Below are 18,790 nucleotides of genomic sequence, written 5' to 3' on the forward strand. Positions count from 1 at the left end.
AACCCCCGCTCCTCGGGTAACACATCAGCGTCTCAACTGCTTCGTCTCGACGAGGAGATGGCTGATGGGAAAGCTCACCGGACGTGCCCGCGCACTGGCGGGGACCGTGGCCCTGGGCGCGGCGCTGACCGCCTGCGGCGGCGGATCGGACGAGGAAGGCGACGGGGGCGCGCGGCTGACGATCTCGGCCAACGCGGTCGCCGGGGGCAAGAACACCGAGGAGGCCGCGTGGATCGAGGAGTGGGTGATCCCGGCCTTCGAGGAGGCGCAGGCCGCCGCGGGAACCCCCGTGGACGTCTCCTTCGAGCCGAGCGGCGTGGACGACGAGCAGTACAAGACCCGCCTCGCCCTCGACCTCCAGGCGGGCTCAGGCCCTGACATCATGACGCTCGACGGCATCTGGGTCGGCGAGTTCGCCCAGGCCGGGTACGTCGAGCCGCTGCCCGCCGCGACCCAGGAGTGGGACGGCTGGGCGCAGATCCCCGAGGCCGTGCAGCAGCTCGCGACGTACGAGGGCGAGCGTTACGGCATCCCCTGGGGCACGGACGGTCGCGTCCTGTTCTACAACCGCACGCTCTTCGCCGAGGCCGGGCTCCCCGCCGACTGGCAGCCCACGAGCTGGGACGACATCCTGACCGCCGCCGAAGCGCTCGCCGGGCTGGACGACGTGATCCCCGTCCAGCTCAACGCGGGCACCGCCATGGGCGAGGCCACCAGCATGCAGGGCCTCCTGCCGCTGCTGGCCGGGACGGGCGAGGAGATCCACGACGGCTCGGCCTGGACCGGCGCGAGCGACGGGCTGGTCGAGGCGCTGGAGCTGTACGAGGACGTGTACGGCGGCGGGCTCGGCGACCCCGTGCTCCAGCAGGAGGCGCAGGGCCGCGACCGGTCGTTCGCCCGGTTCGCGGAGGGCGGCGTCGGCATCCTGGTCGAGGGCGACTACTTCTGGCGCAGTGTCCTGAACCCGGAGGGCGGCACCGCCCCGATGGCCGACCGCGACGAGGCCGTGGGCTGGGCGCGCATCCCCGCCGTACGGCCGGGGGCGGGCGTCGGCGGGCAGGACTTCGTCAGCATGTCGGGCGGCAGCGTCCGCGTCGTCAACCCGGCGGGGGACAACGCGGAACTCGCCTACGAACTGATGGAGTTCATGAACTCCGCCGAGGCGATCACCGCCGCCGTGGGCGACAACGCCCGCATCACGGCGCGCGACGACGTCAACGCGACGGTCCTCGCGGGCGATCCGCTGCTCTCCTACATCGCCGACGAGGTGCTGCCGCTGACCACGTTCCGGCCGCCGCTCGCCGCGTACCCACAGGTCTCCGTGCTGCTCCAGGAGGCCACCGCCGCCGTCGCGGCCGGGGACGACACCCCACGCGAGGCCGCCGACGCGTACGCGGAAGGGCTCGCGGAGGTCACCGGTGGCGACTGACGCCGCCGGGCTCGGCCGCCGCAGGGCGGCGGTCTTCGTCGCCCCCGCCCTGCTGCTCGTCGCGGGCTTCCTCGTCCTCCCCGCCCTGTGGACGATCTACCTCGGCGCGACCGACTACCAGCTCACCGGACTCGCCGCCGCAGACCCGCAGTTCACCGGCCTCGACAACGCGCGCCGCGCCCTGGACGAGGACGAGTTCACGCACTCCCTCGGCCTCACGCTCCAGTTCGTCGTCGGCTCGGCCGTCCTCGGGCAGGCGCTCCTCGGCTTCACGATCGCCTGGCTGCTGCGCGACCGCACGGGCCCGCTGCGCCGCCTCGTCGAGGCCCTGGTGCTGCTGGCCTGGATCCTGCCCAGCTCGGTCGTCGCGTTCCTGTGGATCGCCCTGCTGGACCGCGACGGCGGCACCCTCAACACCCTGCTCGGCAGCGGGAACACGGCCTGGCTGGTCGAGCACCCGATGGCGTCGATCATCGTCTTCAACATCTGGCGCGGCACCGCGTTCTCGATGATGCTCTACGCCGCCGCGCTCGGCACCGTCCCGCCGTCCCAGCTGGAGACCGCGCGGCTCGCGGGCGCCTCCGCCTGGCAGCAACTGCGGGACGTCGTCCTGCCATTGATCCGCGGGCACGTCCTGACGAACCTGCTGCTCATCAGCCTGTGGACGTTCAACGACTTCACGCCGTTCCTCCTCACCGGCGGCGGCCCGGGCGACGCGACCGAGACCCTGCCCGTCTTCATCTACAACACGGCGCTCTTCGGCGGCGAACTCGGCTACGGCGCCGCGCTGTCCGTCCTCATGCTGCTCATCAACCTGGTCATCGCCCTCGTCTACACCCGGCTGCTGCGCGCACGAGAGAAGGCCGCGTCATGACCCCGGGCCAGGCCGTAAGGACCGTGCTGCGCTACGCGTCCCTCTCGCTGCTGCTCGCCTTCTTCGCGCTCCCGCTGCTCTGGCTGGCCTTCGCGCCCTTCGACCGCGCCCCGCAGATCGCCGTCTCCCTGCCGGAGTTCACCCTCGACAACTTCCGCGACCTCCTGGACAACGAGAACGCCCTGCGCTCCCTGCGCAACTCCCTGCTCCTCGCCGCCGGTACGGGCGCCGTCGTCGTCACGCTCAGCGCGCTCGCCGCGTACGCGCTCAGCCGTGTCCGCCTCCCGGGACGCGACGCGCTGCTCTACGCGCTGCTGCTGCTGTCGTCCATCGTCACCGGCACCGCCGCGATGGTCCCGCTGTTCAACCTCGCCTACGAACTGGACCTCATCGACTCCCAACTCGGCGTCATCCTCGTCCTGTCGGGCGGGCTGCTGCCCAGCGCCATCTTCATCCTGAAGGACTTCACCGACGCGACGCCCCGCAGCTACGAGGAGTCCGCGCGCGTCTTCGGCGCCTCCCCGCTCCAGATCATGCGCCACATCGTCGTCCCCGTGATCCGCCCCGGGCTCGCCACGATCGGCGTGTGGGCCGTCGCCCAGGTATGGGGGAACTTCCTCATCCCCTTCCTCCTGCTGCGCTCGCCCGACAAGTCCCCGGCCGCCGTGGTCATGTACACCTTCTACACCGAGGGCGGCCAGCCCGACCTGGCGCTGATCTCGACGTTCTCGCTGCTCTACTCGCTGCCGGTCGTGCTGATGTTCCTGCTCGTCTCGTCCCGGTACGGATTCCGGTTCCACGGAGGGATCAAACGCTGATGGCCGCCATCCACCTGTCCGGACTCACCAAGGACTACCCCGGCGGCGTCCGCGCCCTCGACGGCATCGACCTCACCGTCGCCGACGGCGAGTTCTTCGCGCTGCTCGGCCCCTCAGGCTGCGGCAAGACGACGCTGCTGCGCACCGTCGCGGGCCTTGAGGAGGCGACCGGCGGCGCCGTCCGCATCGGCGGCGACGACGTGACGCGCACGCCGCCCGGACGCCGCGACGTCGCGATGGTCTTCCAGGACTACGCCCTCTTCCCGCACATGACGGTGGCCGACAACATCGCCTACCCCCTGCGCATCCGCAAGGTCCCGGCCGCGCGGCGCAGGGACAAGGCGGCCGAGACCGCCCGCGAACTCGGCCTCGGCGACCACCTCGCACGCCGCCCCGGGCAGCTCTCCGGCGGCCAGCAGCAACGCGTCGCCCTCGCCCGCGCCATGGCCTGCCACCCGAGCGCGTTCCTCTTCGACGAACCCCTCTCCAACCTCGACGCACGCCTGCGCCTCGAAGCCCGCACCTTCCTGAAGCGCCTCCAGCGCGACCTGCGCGTCACGACCGTCTTCGTCACCCACGACCAGGCCGAGGCCCTGGCACTCGCCGACCGCATCGCCGTGCTGGAGGCGGGGCGCGTGCGCCAGACCGGCACGCCGACGGAGATCTTCCGCCGCCCCGCCAACACGTTCGTCGCCTCCTTCATCGGCTCCACGCCGATGAACCTCCTGCCGGGCACCGTCGAGCGCGGCGGCGGCCACGTCACGGTCGGCGGCGTGCCGCTGCCCGCCGGGCCCGCCCGCGCCGCGCTCACCGGCGGCGAGGAGGTCGTCTACGGCATCAGGCCCGAGTACCTGACGTTCAGCGGCACGCCAGGCCCCGGCGGCGGCGCGCTGCCCGGCACGGTGACGGTCGTGGAGAACATGGGCAGCACCCAGCTCGTCACGCTCGAAGGACCGGCGGGCACCGTGCAGGTCGTCGTCCCGGAGGACACCCCGGCCGAGCCGGGCGGCGCCGGGTACGCCGTGCCGCGCTCCGACCGGGTGCTCCTGTACCGGGAGGGTCAGCTCGTCGGCTGAGCGCGCCGCCGGTACGCCCGGCCGCGCGCCGTCAGCAGCACGGCCGCGCCCAGCGCCGAGACCACCGAGCCGAGCAGCACACCGGTCTTGACCTCGGCCTGGAGCCCCGGCGCGTCCGCGAACGCCAGCTCGGCCACGAGCAGCGCCACCGTGAAGCCCACGCCCGCCAGCATCGCGGCCCCGGTCACGTCGGCCCAGCGCAGGTCGGGGCTGAGCCGCGCGCCGGTGAACCGTTCCGTCAGCCACGCCGCGCCCAGCACCCCGACCGTCTTGCCCACGAACAGGCCGCACAGCACGCCCAGCGACTCGGGCTGCCGTACCAGCGCGGACAGCGAGTCGCCCGAGACGCGCACCCCGGCCGCGAACAGCGCGAACAGCGGCACGGCCAGCCCGGCGGACAGCGGGTGCAGCAGATGCCCGACGCGCTCGGCGGGCGAACGGTCCTCGCCCGGCTCGGGCTCCGTCCGCAGCAGCATTCCCATCGCCACGCCGGCGATAGTCGCGTGCACGCCGCTGTGGTACGTCAGCACCCAGATCGCCAGCGCCAGCGGCACGTACAGCCACCAGCCGCGCACCCGCAGGCGGACGTGCAGCAGCCAGAAGAGCGCGAGACCCGCCACCGCGCCGCCCAGCGCGGCCACGTCCAGCGTCGAGGTGAAGAAGAGCGCGATCACCGTGATGGCGATCAGGTCGTCCACGATCGCCAGGGTGAGCAGGAAGGTGCGCAGCGCGGACGGGAGGTGCCGCCCGACGACCGCGAGCACGCCGAGCGCGAACGCGATGTCCGTCGCCATCGGCACGGCCCAGCCGTCGAGCCGCCCGTCGCCCGCCAGCGCGAACGCCGTGTAGACCAGCGCGGGCACGACCATGCCGCCCACGGCGGCGACGATCGGCAGCGCCGCCGCCGCCGGACGCCGCAGCTCGCCGACCGTCAGCTCCCGCTTCAGCTCGGTGCCCGCGACGAAGAAGAAGACCGCGAGCAGCCCGTCCGACGCCCAGTGCCCGACCGACATGTCGATACCGAGGAAGGGGATCGCCAGGTGGTGGTCGCGGACGTCCTCGTAGGTGTCGCCGAGCGGCGAGTTGACGAGCGCCAGCGCCAGCGCGGCGGCGATCAGCAGGCACAGCCCGCCGGTGACTTCGAGCCGCAGGAACGCGGCGACGCTGCGCCGGTCGCGCTCACGTTCCGCCTCGGGATCGGCGCGCAGGCGCAGGACGACGGGCAGCGGGCGGCGCGGCATGGGGAGGCGCCCCTCTCACGGGTCGGCACGGGAACGCCGCGCCTCACGCGCGGCGCTGCCGACCAGACTTCCCGGCGCACCTTCGCCGCCGACCGGTCCCCCGATCTTGACGGCGCCTTGACACCCTACCCCCGGGGGCGGGCGGTTCTGCCCAGCTCAGCTCAGCTCGGTGAACGCCTCCACCGCCTGGGTGCGGCCGGTCACGATGATCACGTCGCCCGGCTCGACCACGGTCTCGGCCGTCGCGTGCGTGAAGTCGTGGCCCGGCCGCTTGATCCCGACGACGGTGACGCCGTGCTTCGTCCGCACGGCGCTCACCCCGAGCGGCACGCCCGTCGCCACGTCGGGCGCGACCGTCTTGACCAGCGCGAAGTCGTCGTCGAACTCGATGAAGTCCAGCATGCGCCCCGTCACCAGATGCGCGACGCGTTCCCCCATCTCGTGCTCGGGCAGCACCACGTGGTGCGCGCCGAGGCGCTCCAGTATCTTGCCGTGCTGGCGGCTGATCGCCTTGGCCCAGATGTTGGGCACGCCGTCGTCCAGCAGGTTGGACGTGACGAGGATGCTCGCCTCGATGTGCGTGCCGATCGCGACCACGGCGCTCGGGAACTCGTGCACGCCGAGCTGCCGCAGCACCTCGGCGTCCGTGCAGTCGGCGACGGCGACATGGGTCAGCGCGTCGCTGTGCTGCTGGACGAGGCGTTCGTCCTGGTCCACGCCCAGGACCTCCCACCCGCGCCGCATCAGCTCCTCGGCGAGCGAGCTGCCGAAGCGGCCGAGGCCGATGACGGCGATCCGCTGGTCGTCGCCGTCCGGCGCCGGGCGCGTCTGCTGCGCGAGGCGCTTGCCGCGTCGGCGGCGCATCGAGTGGAGATAGTTGCTCATGGCGTGTGCCTACCCAATGATGGGCCGTTCCTCCGGCAGGTGGTAGCGGCGTGTGCGGTCGCGCAGCGCCAGGGCGGAGACCAGCGTGATCGGTCCGATGCGGCCGACGAACATCAGCCCCACCATGATGACCTGCGCGGTCGGCGGCAGATCGTAGCTCACCCCGGTGGACAGGCCCGTCGTGCCGAACGCGGAGACCACCTCGAACAGCACGAACTCCATGCGCGCGTCCACCATCGTGAGCAGCGCGATGGTCGCGGCCATGACCATGCCGACGCCCGCCAGCGCCACCGTCAGCGCCTGCCGCAGGACGTGCGGCGCCAGCGTCCGCCGGAACACCCCCGACGTCGGCTCGCCCCGTACCTCGGCGAGCATCGCCACCGCCAGCACCGCGAACGTCGTCACCTTGATGCCGCCCGCCGTGCCCGCCGCGCCGCCGCCTATGAACATCAGGACACACGTCATGAGGAGCGTCGCCGGTTCCATCGCGGCGGTGTCCGTGGCGTTGAACCCGGCCGTGCGCGCCATGGCGGAGTGGAAGAACGCGCCCAGCACCTTGTCCGCCGTGTCCAGCGGGCCGAACGTGCCGGGGTTCGCCCATTCGAGGGCCAGCGTCAGGACCGTGCCGACGGCGAGCAGCGCGCCGGAGACGACGAGCGTCAGCTTCAGGTGCAGCGACCAGCCGCGCCGCCCGGTGGCGCGGCGGCGCGAGCGGTGCCGCAGCAGCTCGACGATGACGGGGAAGCCGATGCCGCCGATGGTGACGGCCACGGCTATCGGCAGCAGGACCCACGGGTCGTCGGCGTACGCGGTCAGGCTGTCGGCGCGCAGGCCGAAGCCCGCGTTGTTGAAGGCCATGACGGAGTGGAACGCGCCGTGGTAGACGGCCGTGCCCCACGCCTCGTCGTAGCCGAACCGGAAGCGCGCCGCGAGCACGACGGCCGTGACCAGCTCCACGACGACGGTGATCAGCGCCACGCGCAGCAGCACGACCCGCAGGTCGCCGATCCCGATCCGCGACTCGGCCTGCGCCTGGAGCGTCATGCGCAGCCGCAGCTTGCCCGCGATCAGCAGGGCGAGCAGCGACGCCAGCGTCATGATGCCGAGGCCGCCGATCTGCACGAGCGCGATGATCACGCCCTCGCCGAAGCCGCTCCAGTAGCTGCTGGTGTCCACGACGACCAGGCCGTTGACGCAGGTCGCGGACGTGGCGGTGAACAGGGCGGTGCCGAGACCGGCCGAGCGTCCGTCCGCCGCCGAGACCGGCAGGGCCAGCAGCACGGTGCCGAGCAGGACGGCCACGCCGAATGCGAGCGCGACCATGCGGGAGGGATGCATGTCGAACAGACCCCGCCGCCGCCCCCTCACCACCGCGCTCCGCCCCGCTCGTCACCGACCGACATGTCTGGCCGAGCACACTAATGCCTCGTTCGCCGCCGCGTCCGACGCGCCCCCGCCTCGGACACCCGGCGGCCCGCGGCCCGGCTCCCGCTCAGCCCCGCGCGCGTGCGCCGAGCAGGCGGGCCGTGCCCCGGGCGGCGGCCGTCGCCGAGGCGAGCACCGTGGCGACGGCGAAGACGAGGGCGCCCGGGTTGACGAAGCCGGGCACCATGTCGAGGGTGTGGCCGTCCTCCCAGCTGCAGCGGTAGGAGACCGGGAGGAAGCTCAGCTCGTGATCGGTCAACGCCGGCTCCGACGAGAGCTCGGCACGCTCGCCGAAGCGTTCCCACAGGCACTCGATCCAGGGGTCCTCGGGCTGGGCCGTTGACAGCACGCCCACGGAGTAGATCGCGGAGGACGCCCACAGGAGCAGGACGGAGGTGTGCCACCAGGTCCACGACGCTCCCAGGCCCAGCGAGAAGCCGAGGCCGAGGAAGGTGACCAGCGCGGTGAGGATCGGGAGCTAGAACAGCGTCGTACTCAGGGTCCACCTCGGTCGGGGTCGGGGAGCGCGGGACGTCCGGCGCGGAGGTCACGGTGGCCGTCGGCGAGGAGCCGCAGGATGTGCGAATCCCGGGCATCCCGGCGTGGGCGCTCACTCATACCCACTCCACGGGAAAGGCAACGGCCTGTGAACCAGGGGCACTTACCCTAGAACGCGTGAACGGGAAGTGCCAGTCCGTCACCGCTGCCGGGACGCGGGCGGGTCACTCCACCGTCGCCGGGGCGAAGGCGGCGTTGCGGCGGGCCGCCCATTCCAGGCCGGACACGCCCTCGTACAGCTCCTGCACCTCGCCGCGCCGGTAGGGCGCGGGCTCCAGCTGGCCGTGGTGCTCCCGGTAGCTGTCGGAGAAGTACGAGCCGGGCACCTCGTGCCGGTCGCGCAGCGCGTCGGAGAGCGCCAGCAGGTCGCGGCTGAACTGCTCGCCCGACGCCACGTCCGTGGTGCTCATCAGCGTGCCGAAGTGCAGCGCCTCGTCCGACCCCTCGGCGCCCGGGTGCGCCACGTGCGGGCCGTAGACGTGGCGCGCGATCGCCTCGGGGACGGCGTCGCGGCCCACGGGCGTCGCCGGGTCGATGCCCCCGGCCGCCGGGTCGAGGAGGAGCTGCACGCCGTCGGCCAGGTTCTCGGCGCCGCGGTAGTCGCGGTGGTAGCTGCCGTACTCCAGCTTGGGCGCCTGGGAGTTCAGCAGGAGTTCGTTGTCCTCGTAGAGGTAACGCCCCAGCGTGCTCAGGTGACTCGGCTCCAGCTGGTCGTAGAACGTGCGCAGGTACGCGGCCTCCCACAGCGTCATCACGCGCAGCGGCGCGCCGTCCTCGCCGTCGAACGGCGGGGCCTGCGGCAGGACGTCGTCCACGATCGCGCCCATGACCGCCGTCCAGCGTTCCAGCGCCTCGGCGTTGGGCCGGTCCTTCTCCAGCTCGGCGGCGACCTCGCGCCCGGCGAACTCCGCCATCTGCGGCGTGGTGAAGATGTCGAGCGGGCCCTCGGACAGGTCCACGTGCTCGGCGTCGATGACCTGCGCGTACGCGGCGAGCGTGCGCCGGTAGGCGGTGATCTCGTCGGCGATGTCCTCGTCGCAGGCGCGGGCCGCGTCGCCCGCCTTGTCCAGGTACTTCTTCCTGATCTCCTCGCCGAGCCGCGGCGGCAATCGGTAGAACGCCTGCCCGTCGTCGAGCGTCGGGAAGATGAGCTGGGACGAGCCGGCGTGCGCCACCGTCACCGGCGGCGCGAGCATGCCGGGCGCGGTGTTGTCCTGGCCGAGACCCACCGGGCTCCCGCCGCCGGGGACGGCGTCCGCCAGCGCGGAGTTCCAGCCGTTCCACTCCTCCACGGCCTCGGCCGACAGGCGGGAGATCTTGACGTCGAGGCCGCCGTCCTCGATGAACGCGACGACCCTCTCCTCGGTCTCGACGGCGAGGTTCGCCGCCCGCAGCAGGGCGGTGACGGCCCGTTCCATGCCCTCGGGGTCCGACTGGCGGCGCGTCTGGCCGTCCCTGGCGGGCGCGTCCGCGAGGGAGGAGCCGTTCGCCGAGCCCGCGTCGGCGGCGAGCGCGGAGGCCCGCTGCCCCAGGTCGATCGTGACGTCGGACTCCTCGGCCGCGCGCCGGTAGGCGACGGCGCTGTCCCTGATGGCCGACGGGTCGATCTCGGTGGAGAACGCCTCCTGGCGCCGCCACGGGTCCTTCCCCGCGGCGTCCGTGACCTGTTCGCGACGGAAACGGAAGTCGGGCACGTAGGACATGGCCCCGTTCTACCGTGTTTCCGCCCGGAAAACCATACGGTGCGGTACGGAAGGCGGTGGACGCCTCCCGTACCGCACCGTCACGCGTCGGGGCGCGGTCAGCCGAGCGAGCTCTCCAGCCCGGCGTCCGTCTCCTCAAGGGTGTCGGCGGCGGTCTGGAGGAAGCCGCCCATGCCTTCGAGACCTTCGAGCACCTTCTTGGCGCCGGTGGTGAACTCGCGGTACGCCTCGTCGAAGCGGCGCGAGGAGCGGGACGTCACATACCCGTCCGACACCAGACCCTGGATGTAGGACTGCAGCTCGTCGAGCTTGCTGTCCAGCGTCTGCCACTCGGTCTTGAGGCGCTGACCCGCGTCCCGCATCTCCTGATATGTGACTTGCATGTCGCCAGCCATGGCACATCCCCTCCTCTGCGAAAGCGGCGGGCGCGAAACCCTGCCGCTGGATTGCCTGTTGCGGCCCCGGCGTCCCGGCCGAGCCGGTTCCCGTTCAAGCGTACGTCCGGGACGAGAAGGCGCGGTACCCCGCTCAAGGGGCCGCCCCCGGTGTCCCGTTCCCCTGGGGGGACGCGCGCGGCGGGCCCCGCGGTTCCCCGCGTACGTGGCCGTTCCGTGCGGGCCTCCTGCCTGGGTGTCACCGGCCACCCGGATGGGCTTATGGTCGTGTTCAGGCAAGCGAATGCTGTGCGGCAACGGGAGGAACAGCGTGCGTCTGACCCTGACAGTCGTGGACCCGGTCGGGGGCCGCAGCGCGGACACGGTGATCGACGCGGCGGACGAGACCCCGGTGGGCGCCCTCACGCCCGAACTGATGCGCGCGGTGGGCGCGCCGTCGCACGGCGGGCAGCCCGGCGGTCCCGGCGGCACCCCGCTGTTCGTCGCGGGCGAGTACCTCGACCCGGCGCTGACGCTCGTCCAGGCGCCGTTGCGCGAGGGCACCGTCGTCAGCCTGCACAACCCGAGCGGCTGCTGGCCCGCCGAGCCCGCCGGCACCGTCGAACTCCGCGTCGTCGGCGGCCCGGCGGCCGGGGCCGTGCACCGGATCGCCACCGGGCGCGTGGACATCGGCAACAGCCCGGACGTCCACATCCACGTCGCCGACGCCTCGTTGCCCGAGCGGGCGATGTCCCTGCGCGTCGCGGCCGACGGCACCTGCAAGGTCACCGTCTACACGCCGGAACAGCCGACGATGGACGGCGAGGCGTTCGTCCACACCGAGGGTGACCGCGCCGACTGGAAACTCGGCAAACAACTCGCCGTCGGCGACTCGCTGTTCGAGCTGACGCCGTACTTCCCGCCGGACGCCGCCCTCAAGGTCTCCGAGGACGGCGCCGGGCTCGACTACAACCGCCCGCCCCGCATCCTGCCCCCCGAGCGGCAGACCAAGTTCAACCTGCCGAGGCCGCCGGGCGAACGCGAACGGCGGCCCGTGCCCTGGCTGATGGCGCTGCTCCCGCTGGTCGCCGCCGTCGCCATGGCCTACTTCACCGGCCGCTGGCAGTTCCTGCTCATGGCCTTCATGAGCCCGATCCTGCTGCTGTCCAACAACGCGATGGAGAAGAAGCGCGGCCGGATCACGCACGCGCAGAAACTCGCCGAGTACAAGGAACGCAAGGCCAGGATCGAGAAGGACGCCCGCGACGCGCTGATCGCCGAACGGTTCGCCCGCCGCCACGCCGCCCCCGACCCCGCCACCGTCCTCGCCCAGACCACCGGCCCGCGCACCCGCCTGTGGGAGCGCCGCCGCGCCGACCAGGACCACCTGCTGCTGCGCGTCGGCACCGTCGAGGCCGACTCCGAGGTCGTCCTGAACGACCCGGAGCAGGACGAGCACAAGCGCCAGGTCGCCTGGAAGATCGCCGACGCCCCCGTGACGCTCCCGCTGCGCACCCTCGGCGTCGTCGGTTACGCGGGCGGGGGCGACAGCGCCCGCGCCCTGGCCCGCTGGTCGCTCGGCCAGATCGCCGCGCTGCACAGCCCCACCGACGTCCAGCTGTACGTCCTCACCGACGGCTCAGGCCAGTACTCCTGGCAGTGGCTGCGCTGGCTCCCGCACGCGCGGCCCGCCGCCGAGCAGGACGCCAACGTGCTGCTCGGCTCCGACGCCGAGACGGTCGGCGCCCGCATCGCCGAGCTGACCCAGCTCCTCGACGCACGCCAGAAGGCCGCCAAGCAGGCCAGGTCGAGCGGCCAGACGACGTTCAAGGACGCCGACATCGTCGTCGTCCTCGACGGCTCGCGCCGTATGCGGTCGCTGCCCGGCGTGATCCGGCTGCTGCGCGAGGGCCCGGCGGCCTCGATGTTCGCGATCTGCGTGGACGACGAGGAGCGGTTCCTGCCCGGCGAGTGCCAGGCGGTCGTCGTCGCCGAGCCCAACCCCGACCGCCCGCTCCCCGGCGGCGGCACCCCGCGCAACCCCGGGTACGCCACCGGGTTCCACACGTTCCTGGCCGTCCCCGGCAGCGCGCCCGGCTCGGCGCAGGAGGCGCGCCCGGCGACCACCGCCGACCGGCTGCGCGTGGAGCAGGCCGGGGCGTTCCGCGTGCGCGGCGTGCGTCCCGACTGGGTGCTGCCCGAGTGGTGCGAGCTGCTGGCCCGTTCGCTGGCGCCGCTGCGGGACATCAGCGGCGAGTCGGAGGACGCGGCGCTGCCGTCCGCGAGCCGCCTGCTCGACGTGATCGAGATGGAGCCGCCGACCTCGGGGGCCATCGCGGCGCGCTGGCGCCTCGGCGGCCAGTCCACCGAGGCGGTCATCGGCGAGAGTTACGACGGCGCGTTCTCCATCGACCTGCGGCGCGACGGGCCGCACGGCCTGATCGCGGGCACCACCGGCTCCGGCAAGTCGGAGCTGCTCCAGACGATCGTCGCGTCCCTCGCCGTGGCCAACACGCCCGAGAACATGACGTTCGTCCTCGTGGACTACAAGGGCGGCTCCGCGTTCAAGGACTGTGTGCAACTCCCGCACACCGTCGGCATGGTCACCGACCTCGACAACTACCTCGTGGAACGCGCCCTCGCCTCCCTCGGCGCCGAACTGACGCGCCGGGAGCACATCCTGGCGGACGTCGGCGCGAAGGACATCGAGGACTACCAGGACCTCGTGCGCCGCAGCCCCGGGCAGCTCGCGCCCATGCCGCGCCTGCTCATCGTCATCGACGAGTTCGCCTCGATGGTCCGCGAACTGCCCGACTTCGTGAAGGGCCTCGTCAACATCGCGCAGCGCGGACGGTCCCTCGGCATCCACCTGCTGCTGGCCACGCAGCGGCCCAGCGGCGTCGTCTCGCCCGAGATCCGCGCCAACACCAACCTGCGGATCGCGCTGCGCGTCACGGACGGCAGCGAGTCCACGGACGTCATCGACGCGCCGGACGCCGGGTTCATCGCCAAGTCCACGCCGGGGCGCGCGTACGTCAGGCTCGGGCACGCCTCCCTCGTGCCGTTCCAGTCGGGACGTGTCGGCGGGCGGCGGCCCGGCGCCGTCGATCCGGCGGTGGCGCGGCCCTGGTCGGCGGTCCTCGACTGGAACGGCCTCGGGCGTGGCCGGCTGCGCAAGCCGCCCGGCGCCAAGTCCGAGGAGGAGGAGATCACCGACCTGAAGGTCCTGGTGGACGCCGTCATCGACGCGGACCGGCAGCTCGGCTTCACGAAGCAGCACAGCCCGTGGCTCCCGGCCCTCGACGGCCAGGTGCTGCTGCGCGACCTCGAACACCCGGCGCCCGCCGGGACGCTGCCCGCCGCGCCGTTCGGCGTGGAGGACCTGCCGGAGCAGCAGGCGCGGCGTTCGGTGGCGATCGACTTCAAGACCTTCGGCCACATGATCCTGGGCGGCGCGCCGCGCAGCGGCAGGTCGCAGACGCTGCGGACGATCGCCGGGTCGCTGGCCTGGGTCCACTCCGCCGAGGACGTCCACCTGTACGGCATCGACTGCGGCAACGGCGCGCTCAACGCGCTGACGAAGCTGCCGAACTGCGGCGCGGTCGTGACCCGTAACCAGGTCGAGCGCGTGCGCCGCCTCATCCGCCGCCTGCGGCAGGAGATGGACCGCCGCCAGGACCTGCTGTCCGCCGACGCGCTGGCCGACATCAGCGAGCAGCGGGCGACGGCCGAGCCGGGCAAGCGGCTGCCGCACATCGTCGTCCTGCTGGACCGCTGGGAGGGCTGGACCAACACGCTGGGCGAGGTGGACCACGGCGCGCTGTCCGACGAGCTGTTCGTCATCTTCCGGGAGGGCGCGAGCGTCGGTATCCACATGATCGTGGCGGGCGACCGCACCGTGCTGTCCGGCCGGATCGCGACGCTGACCGAGGACAAGTACGCGCTGCGGCTGGCCGACAAGGGCGACTACTCGGGCGTCGGCCTCACGTCGCGGAAGGTGCCGGACGACGTGCCGGACGGCCGGATGTTCCGCAACCAGGCCGCCACGCAGATCCAGGTGGCCGTGCTGGCGGACGAGTTGTCGGGCCAGGCGCAGGCCGCCGCGCTGACGGCGATCGGCGACTGGGCGGCGGAGCGGGACCGCGCGGTCGCGCGGGCGCGCCGTCCGTTCCGCGTCGATGTGCTGCCCAGCCGCCTCACGTTCGCCGACGCCTGGGAGAAGCGGGACCCGGAGGCGTCCGAGTCGCGCCTGTGGGGCCTCATCGGCGTGGGCGGCGACGAACTGATGGGCTACGGGCCCGACCTGGCGCAGGGCACGCCCGCGTTCATCGTGGCGGGCCCGGCCAAGTCGGGGCGGTCCACGGTGCTGGCAATGCTGGCCGACTCGTACCTGGCGCGCGGGGTGCGCGTCGTGGTGGCGGCGCCGCGGCCGTCGCCGCTGCGTGACCTGGCGGGCAGGGACGGCGTGGTGCAGGTCTTCACCGGGGACGACATCTCGGAGAAGGAGGTCCGCGAGGCGCTGAGCACGTCGTCCAAGGAGCACCCGATCGTGGTGTTCGTGGACGACGCGGAGGATCTGCGCCGCTGCGACGCCGACCCCGAGCTGAAGGCGATCATCACGCAGGGCGCCGATCTGGGCCGCTACCTGGTGCTCGGCGGCGACGAGGGCGACATCGGCGGTGGCTTCTCCGGCTGGCAGGTCGAGGCGAAGAAGGCCAGGCGCGGCGTGCTGCTCTCCCCGGCGTCGCACCGCTCGGGCGAGCTGATCGGCGCGAAGCTGCCGCGCAGCGCCGCCGCCGAGCAGGTCACGCCGGGCAAGGGCATCCTGCACCTCGGCGACGGGACGGCGTTCACGGTGACGACGCCCGCGCCCTGACGCGGTGGGCGAGCGCGCACAGGAAAGCGGCCGGGCCCCGAGGGGTCCGGCCGCTTCCGTGTGGAGCAGGGCGTCAGGCGGGGGTGTTGCTCCCGCCACGGCGCTTCGCGAAGAACGCGGCGCCGCCGCCGAGGACCAGCAGACCCGCGCCGACGGAGGCGAACAGCGTCAGCTGCGAGCCGTTGCCGCCGGTCTCGGCCAGGTCGGGGGTCTCGGAGACCGGCAGGACGATGGGCTCGCCCACGGGGACCTCGCCGCCCAGGTCGGTGTCGGGCACCGGCACGGGGGTGACGGGGGTCTCCGGCGCCTCCTCGGTGGGCTCGTCCGTGGGCTCCTCGCTGGGGGCCTCCTCGGTCGGCTCGTCCGTCGGCTCGTCGGTCGGCGGCTCCTCGGTGGGCTCGGTGGGCTCGTCGGTCGGCGGCTCCGTCGGCGTCTCGGGCTCGCACGGCGACTCGCCGTTCCAGGCCGCGATCAGGTTCTGCGGCGTGGGGGAGTTCGGGTAGTGCGGCAGCGCGCCGTTGCCCTCGGTGCCGTCGTACTTGGTGCCGTTGCCGTACAGGTCGATCTGCCCGAAGCAGGTCGGCACGTACGCGCTGACGTCGAGGGTGTCCTCGGGCGTCTCGCTGCTGAGCACCGTGGTGTCCCAGCCGAGGAACGACTGCGTGCCGGAGGTCTCCCAGGACGGGCCCTCGGCGTTGTAGGACGCGAGCGAGACGGGGTACTCGCAGCCCTCGGTGATGTTGCCGGTGAGGCGGACGGAGATGGTGGTCGGGGCGCCGCCGGTGTAACGACCGGTGGTGGACCAGGTGGCCCCGCCGTCGGTCGAGTTCTCGATGGTGACCTCGCCGCACGAGTCGGTGGCCAGCGCGGGGGAGGCGCCGAGGCCCACGAGGGACAGGCCGGCGAGCCCGGTGACGCTGACCACGCCGATGGCGGATCTGAGGACGGAACGCTTGTTGGTTGAACGCTGCACCTGAGTGCTCCCTGCATGCGGGGCGGAGAACCGTGGTCGAGACGGCACGAGGCGGATGCATCACGCTTCGCGAGGGGCAGTCTGCGACCTGCGGGAATTCTTGCCGCCGAAGCGAGAGGGCCGCTGCCTGGTGGCAAGGCGGCCGGATACCCCGCGATTTCATCACCTCGTACGGTAATCGGGTAATCGCCTCTGCGGCGGAATATCGCGGTTCGTCCGATTTTGCTCGCGAACAATTACGAATCCGTTATGCGAACGCCCGTCCACCCTCCGGCGCGCGCGACGTTCCCGCGCCCCCGCCCTGAACGGCCCCACCACCGGTCGGACCGTCAAGGCGCCAGATCACGCAAGGCGTTGCGCGTGCGCGTCAGGTCTTCGAGCCGCTCCTCGACCTGCCGCAGATGGCCCGCGATCAGCGCCGCCGTGGGGCCGCTCGGCGCCTGCCCGCTGTCGCGCACACGCAGCACGTCACGGATCTCCGACAGGCTCAGCCCCGCCGCCTGCGCGCCCCGGATGAACGCCAGGCGGTCCGCGCTCTCCGGCGGGTAGTCCCGGTAGCCGGACGGCGTGCGCGGTGGCTCCGGCAGCAGCCCCGTGCGCTCGTAGAAACGGACGGTCTTGGCGGTCACCCCCGCCGCGTGGGCCAACGTCCCGATGCGCATGCCCCCAGGATAGGGACGCGACAGGGTGCGGAATCAGCCGAGTTCGGCCGAGGCGAGGAACTGCGTCGCGGCCAGCTCCGCGTACAGCGGGTTCCCCGCGACCAGTTCGCCGTGCGTGCCGACCGCCTGCACGCGGCCCGCGTCCATCACCACGATGCGGTCGGCCGACGCCACCGTGGACAGCCGGTGCGCGACGACCAGCACCGTCGTCGTCCGCGCCACGTCCGCGACCGTGTCGCGCAGCGCCGCCTCGTTCACCGCGTCCAGCTGCGACGTCGCCTCGTCCAGCAGCAACAGCCGCGGGCGGCGCAGCAGGGCGCGCGCGATGGCCACCCGCTGACGCTCGCCGCCCGACAGCTTCGTGCCCCGGTGCCCGACGACGGTGTCCAGGCCGTCCGGCAGCCGCGCCACCAGCCCGTCAAGACGGCTCGTGCGCAACGCCTCGGCCAGCGCCGCCTCGTCCGTGCCCGGCGCGGCGAACAGCAGGTTCTCGCGCAGCGTGCCGGACAGGACGGGCGCGTCCTGCTCGACGTAGCCGATGGCGCCGCGCAGCGCGCCGATGTCCCACGCGGTCACGTCGCGGCCGTCCAGCAGGACGCGGCCCGACGTCGCGTCGTAGAACCGCTCGACGAGCGAGAAGACCGTCGTCTTGCCCGCGCCCGACGGGCCGACGAACGCCGTCAGCCCGCGCGGCGGCACGTCGAACGTCACCCCGTGGTGGACGTACGGCTGCCCGGGGCCGTAGCGGAAGCGGACGTCCTCGAAGCGCACGGCCGCCGGGCCCTCACCCCCGGCCCCCGCCGCCGGGCGCGCCGCCGCCTCCGGCTCGCGCGGCAGCCGCCGCACCTCCTCGATACGGCTGATCGCCGCCGCGCCGACCTGGTACTGCGTCACCGCGCTCACCGTCTGCCCGATCGGCGCCATCAGGTACATCACGTACAGCAGGAACGCCACGAGCGTCGCCACGTCGATCGACTCCGTCGCCACCCGCGCGCCGCCCACACCCAGCACCGTGATGAACGCGACCTGCATCGACAGACCGGCCAGATTCCCCGCCAGCGACGACCACTTCGCCGCCCGCACACTGTCACGCCACGAGTCCTCCGCCGCCGCGTGCACGGCCGCCGTCTCCCGCGCCTCCGCCCCCGACGCCTTCACCGTGCGCAGCGCGCCCAGCACCCGCTCCAGCGCCGCGCCCATGCGCCCGACGGACTGCTGCGCCTGTTTGCTGGCGCGATGGATGGACGGCACGACGACGCCGATCACCACGGCCGTCACCGCGACGACCCCCAGCGTGACCCCCAGGAGCACCAGATCGACCAGGCCCATCATCACGAGTGTCGCCACCAGCGTCAGGCCGCCCGTCGCGAACCCGATCAGCGAGTCCGTCGTCATGGCGCGCAGCAGCGTCGTGTCGGACGTCGCGCGGGACAGCAGGTCGCCGGGCTCCGTCGCGTCCACCGCCGAGATCCGCAGCCGCAGCAGCGTCGCCGTCAGCGAGCGGCGCGCCGTGAGCACGACCGACTCCGCCGCCCGTTGCAGCAGGTAGTGCCCGAAGCCGCCGACCGCCGCGTTCGTCACCACCAGGACGCTCATCAGCACCAACGTGGGCGCGATGGGCCGCTCCTCGCTCAGATTGCCGATCAGGCGCTGGGCGACCAGCGGCAGCGCCAGGCCGCTCGCGCTCGTCAGCAAGGACAACAACGCGCCCCCGAGAAGCACCCGGCGATGCGGCCTGACGTACCCGGCGAGCACGCGCCACGCGCGCGGCCCGTCCCCGGCGCCCGCGCCGTCCGCCCCCGGCGGGCTTCCCGCGCTCTCCTCGTGCGTCGTCACCACGAACACCTTTCCGGACCCCGCACGGGCCCTCGGGCAAGGACGCGCTGCGAGGCCGCA

At 72.9% G+C, this 18,790-nt stretch carries 14 protein-coding genes; 5 read left to right on the forward strand and 9 right to left on the reverse strand.

What is annotated here, in order from left to right; translation table 11 throughout:
• Nucleotides 1–64 precede the first annotated feature (64 nt).
• Genes IF27_RS24690 through IF27_RS24705 form a run of 4 tightly spaced genes read left to right on the forward strand, consistent with a single transcriptional unit; the run spans nt 65 to nt 4,197 of the window.
• Nucleotides 65–1,429 (forward strand): extracellular solute-binding protein, encoded by a 1,365-nt coding sequence (locus IF27_RS24690; RefSeq protein WP_052851976.1) that lies wholly within the window; start codon nt 65–67, stop codon nt 1,427–1,429.
• Entirely contained in the window at nt 1,419–2,303 is an 885-nt protein-coding gene (locus IF27_RS24695; protein WP_052851977.1) for a carbohydrate ABC transporter permease, read from the forward strand. The genes IF27_RS24690 and IF27_RS24695 overlap by 11 nt, the downstream gene beginning before the upstream one ends.
• Entirely contained in the window at nt 2,300–3,121 is an 822-nt protein-coding gene (locus IF27_RS24700; RefSeq protein ID WP_052851978.1) for a carbohydrate ABC transporter permease, read from the forward strand. Before IF27_RS24695 ends, IF27_RS24700 begins: the two co-directional genes overlap by 4 nt.
• Nucleotides 3,121–4,197 (forward strand): ABC transporter ATP-binding protein, encoded by a 1,077-nt coding sequence (locus IF27_RS24705; protein ID WP_052851979.1) that lies wholly within the window; start codon nt 3,121–3,123, stop codon nt 4,195–4,197. The genes IF27_RS24700 and IF27_RS24705 overlap by 1 nt, the downstream gene beginning before the upstream one ends.
• Here IF27_RS24705 and nhaA read toward each other — a convergent pair.
• The 6 genes from nhaA to IF27_RS24735 all read right to left on the reverse strand — a co-directional run bounded on the left by nhaA (nt 4,182) and on the right by IF27_RS24735 (nt 10,404).
• A complete protein-coding gene (gene nhaA / locus IF27_RS24710; RefSeq protein ID WP_052851980.1) occupies nt 4,182–5,438 on the reverse strand; it encodes a Na+/H+ antiporter NhaA in 1,257 nt (418 codons plus the stop codon). The two genes, IF27_RS24705 and nhaA, sit on opposite strands and share 16 nt — an antisense overlap.
• A gap of 156 nt (nt 5,439–5,594) precedes the next feature.
• Entirely contained in the window at nt 5,595–6,323 is a 729-nt protein-coding gene (locus IF27_RS24715; protein WP_110946217.1) for a potassium channel family protein, read from the reverse strand.
• A gap of 9 nt (nt 6,324–6,332) precedes the next feature.
• Nucleotides 6,333–7,646 carry a TrkH family potassium uptake protein gene (locus IF27_RS24720; RefSeq protein ID WP_110946223.1) on the reverse strand — a complete coding sequence of 438 codons (1,314 nt, stop codon included), beginning with the start codon at nt 7,644–7,646 and terminating at the stop codon, nt 6,333–6,335.
• A gap of 169 nt (nt 7,647–7,815) precedes the next feature.
• Nucleotides 7,816–8,097, reverse strand: a complete 282-nt coding sequence (locus tag IF27_RS24725) for a hypothetical protein (protein WP_190233093.1) — start codon at nt 8,095–8,097, stop codon at nt 7,816–7,818.
• Nucleotides 8,098–8,470: 373 nt separating this feature from the next.
• Nucleotides 8,471–10,009, reverse strand: coding sequence for a hypothetical protein (locus tag IF27_RS24730; RefSeq protein WP_052851982.1), 1,539 nt, complete (start codon nt 10,007–10,009; stop codon nt 8,471–8,473).
• A 98-nt stretch (nt 10,010–10,107) separates the two neighbouring features.
• Nucleotides 10,108–10,404 (reverse strand): WXG100 family type VII secretion target, encoded by a 297-nt coding sequence (locus tag IF27_RS24735; protein WP_110946218.1) that lies wholly within the window; start codon nt 10,402–10,404, stop codon nt 10,108–10,110.
• Between the two features lie 310 nt (nt 10,405–10,714).
• On the opposite strand from IF27_RS24735, the gene IF27_RS24740 reads away from it, so the two are divergent.
• Complete coding sequence (locus IF27_RS24740; RefSeq protein WP_052851983.1) at nt 10,715–15,259, forward strand: FtsK/SpoIIIE domain-containing protein; 4,545 nt, start codon at nt 10,715–10,717, stop codon at nt 15,257–15,259.
• Between the two features lie 73 nt (nt 15,260–15,332).
• On the opposite strand, the gene IF27_RS24745 is transcribed toward IF27_RS24740, so the two are convergent.
• From IF27_RS24745 to IF27_RS24755, 3 genes are all read right to left on the reverse strand, one after another.
• Nucleotides 15,333–16,232: a hypothetical protein gene (locus IF27_RS24745; protein ID WP_052851984.1), complete on the reverse strand. Its 900-nt coding sequence runs from the start codon at nt 16,230–16,232 to the stop codon at nt 15,333–15,335.
• A 329-nt stretch (nt 16,233–16,561) separates the two neighbouring features.
• Nucleotides 16,562–16,894, reverse strand: a complete 333-nt coding sequence (locus IF27_RS24750) for a heavy metal-responsive transcriptional regulator (RefSeq protein WP_052851985.1) — start codon at nt 16,892–16,894, stop codon at nt 16,562–16,564.
• Between the two features lie 33 nt (nt 16,895–16,927).
• Nucleotides 16,928–18,730 (reverse strand): ABC transporter ATP-binding protein, encoded by a 1,803-nt coding sequence (locus tag IF27_RS24755; protein ID WP_420822048.1) that lies wholly within the window; start codon nt 18,728–18,730, stop codon nt 16,928–16,930.
• Between the last annotated feature and the right edge of the window lie 60 nt (nt 18,731–18,790).

Origin of the sequence: Streptomyces avicenniae, from assembly GCF_000719135.1 — a bacterium.
GTDB classification, from domain to species: domain Bacteria; phylum Actinomycetota; class Actinomycetes; order Streptomycetales; family Streptomycetaceae; genus Streptomyces; species Streptomyces avicenniae.

What these genes read in the sequence shown, in the direction of transcription:
- IF27_RS24705 (WP_052851979.1), top strand. Translation starts at nt 3,121, where the DNA reads ATGGCCGCCATCCACCTGTCCGGACTCACCAAGGACTACCCCGGCGGC.
- nhaA (WP_052851980.1), bottom strand. Translation starts at nt 5,438, where the DNA reads ATGCCGCGCCGCCCGCTGCCCGTCGTCCTGCGCCTGCGCGCCGATCCC.
- IF27_RS24690 (WP_052851976.1), top strand. Translation starts at nt 65, where the DNA reads ATGGGAAAGCTCACCGGACGTGCCCGCGCACTGGCGGGGACCGTGGCC.
- IF27_RS24730 (WP_052851982.1), bottom strand. Translation starts at nt 10,009, where the DNA reads ATGTCCTACGTGCCCGACTTCCGTTTCCGTCGCGAACAGGTCACGGAC.
- IF27_RS24720 (WP_110946223.1), bottom strand. Translation starts at nt 7,646, where the DNA reads ATGGTCGCGCTCGCATTCGGCGTGGCCGTCCTGCTCGGCACCGTGCTG.
- IF27_RS24750 (WP_052851985.1), bottom strand. Translation starts at nt 16,894, where the DNA reads ATGCGCATCGGGACGTTGGCCCACGCGGCGGGGGTGACCGCCAAGACC.
- IF27_RS24735 (WP_110946218.1), bottom strand. Translation starts at nt 10,404, where the DNA reads ATGGCTGGCGACATGCAAGTCACATATCAGGAGATGCGGGACGCGGGT.
- IF27_RS24715 (WP_110946217.1), bottom strand. Translation starts at nt 6,323, where the DNA reads ATGAGCAACTATCTCCACTCGATGCGCCGCCGACGCGGCAAGCGCCTC.
- IF27_RS24700 (WP_052851978.1), top strand. Translation starts at nt 2,300, where the DNA reads ATGACCCCGGGCCAGGCCGTAAGGACCGTGCTGCGCTACGCGTCCCTC.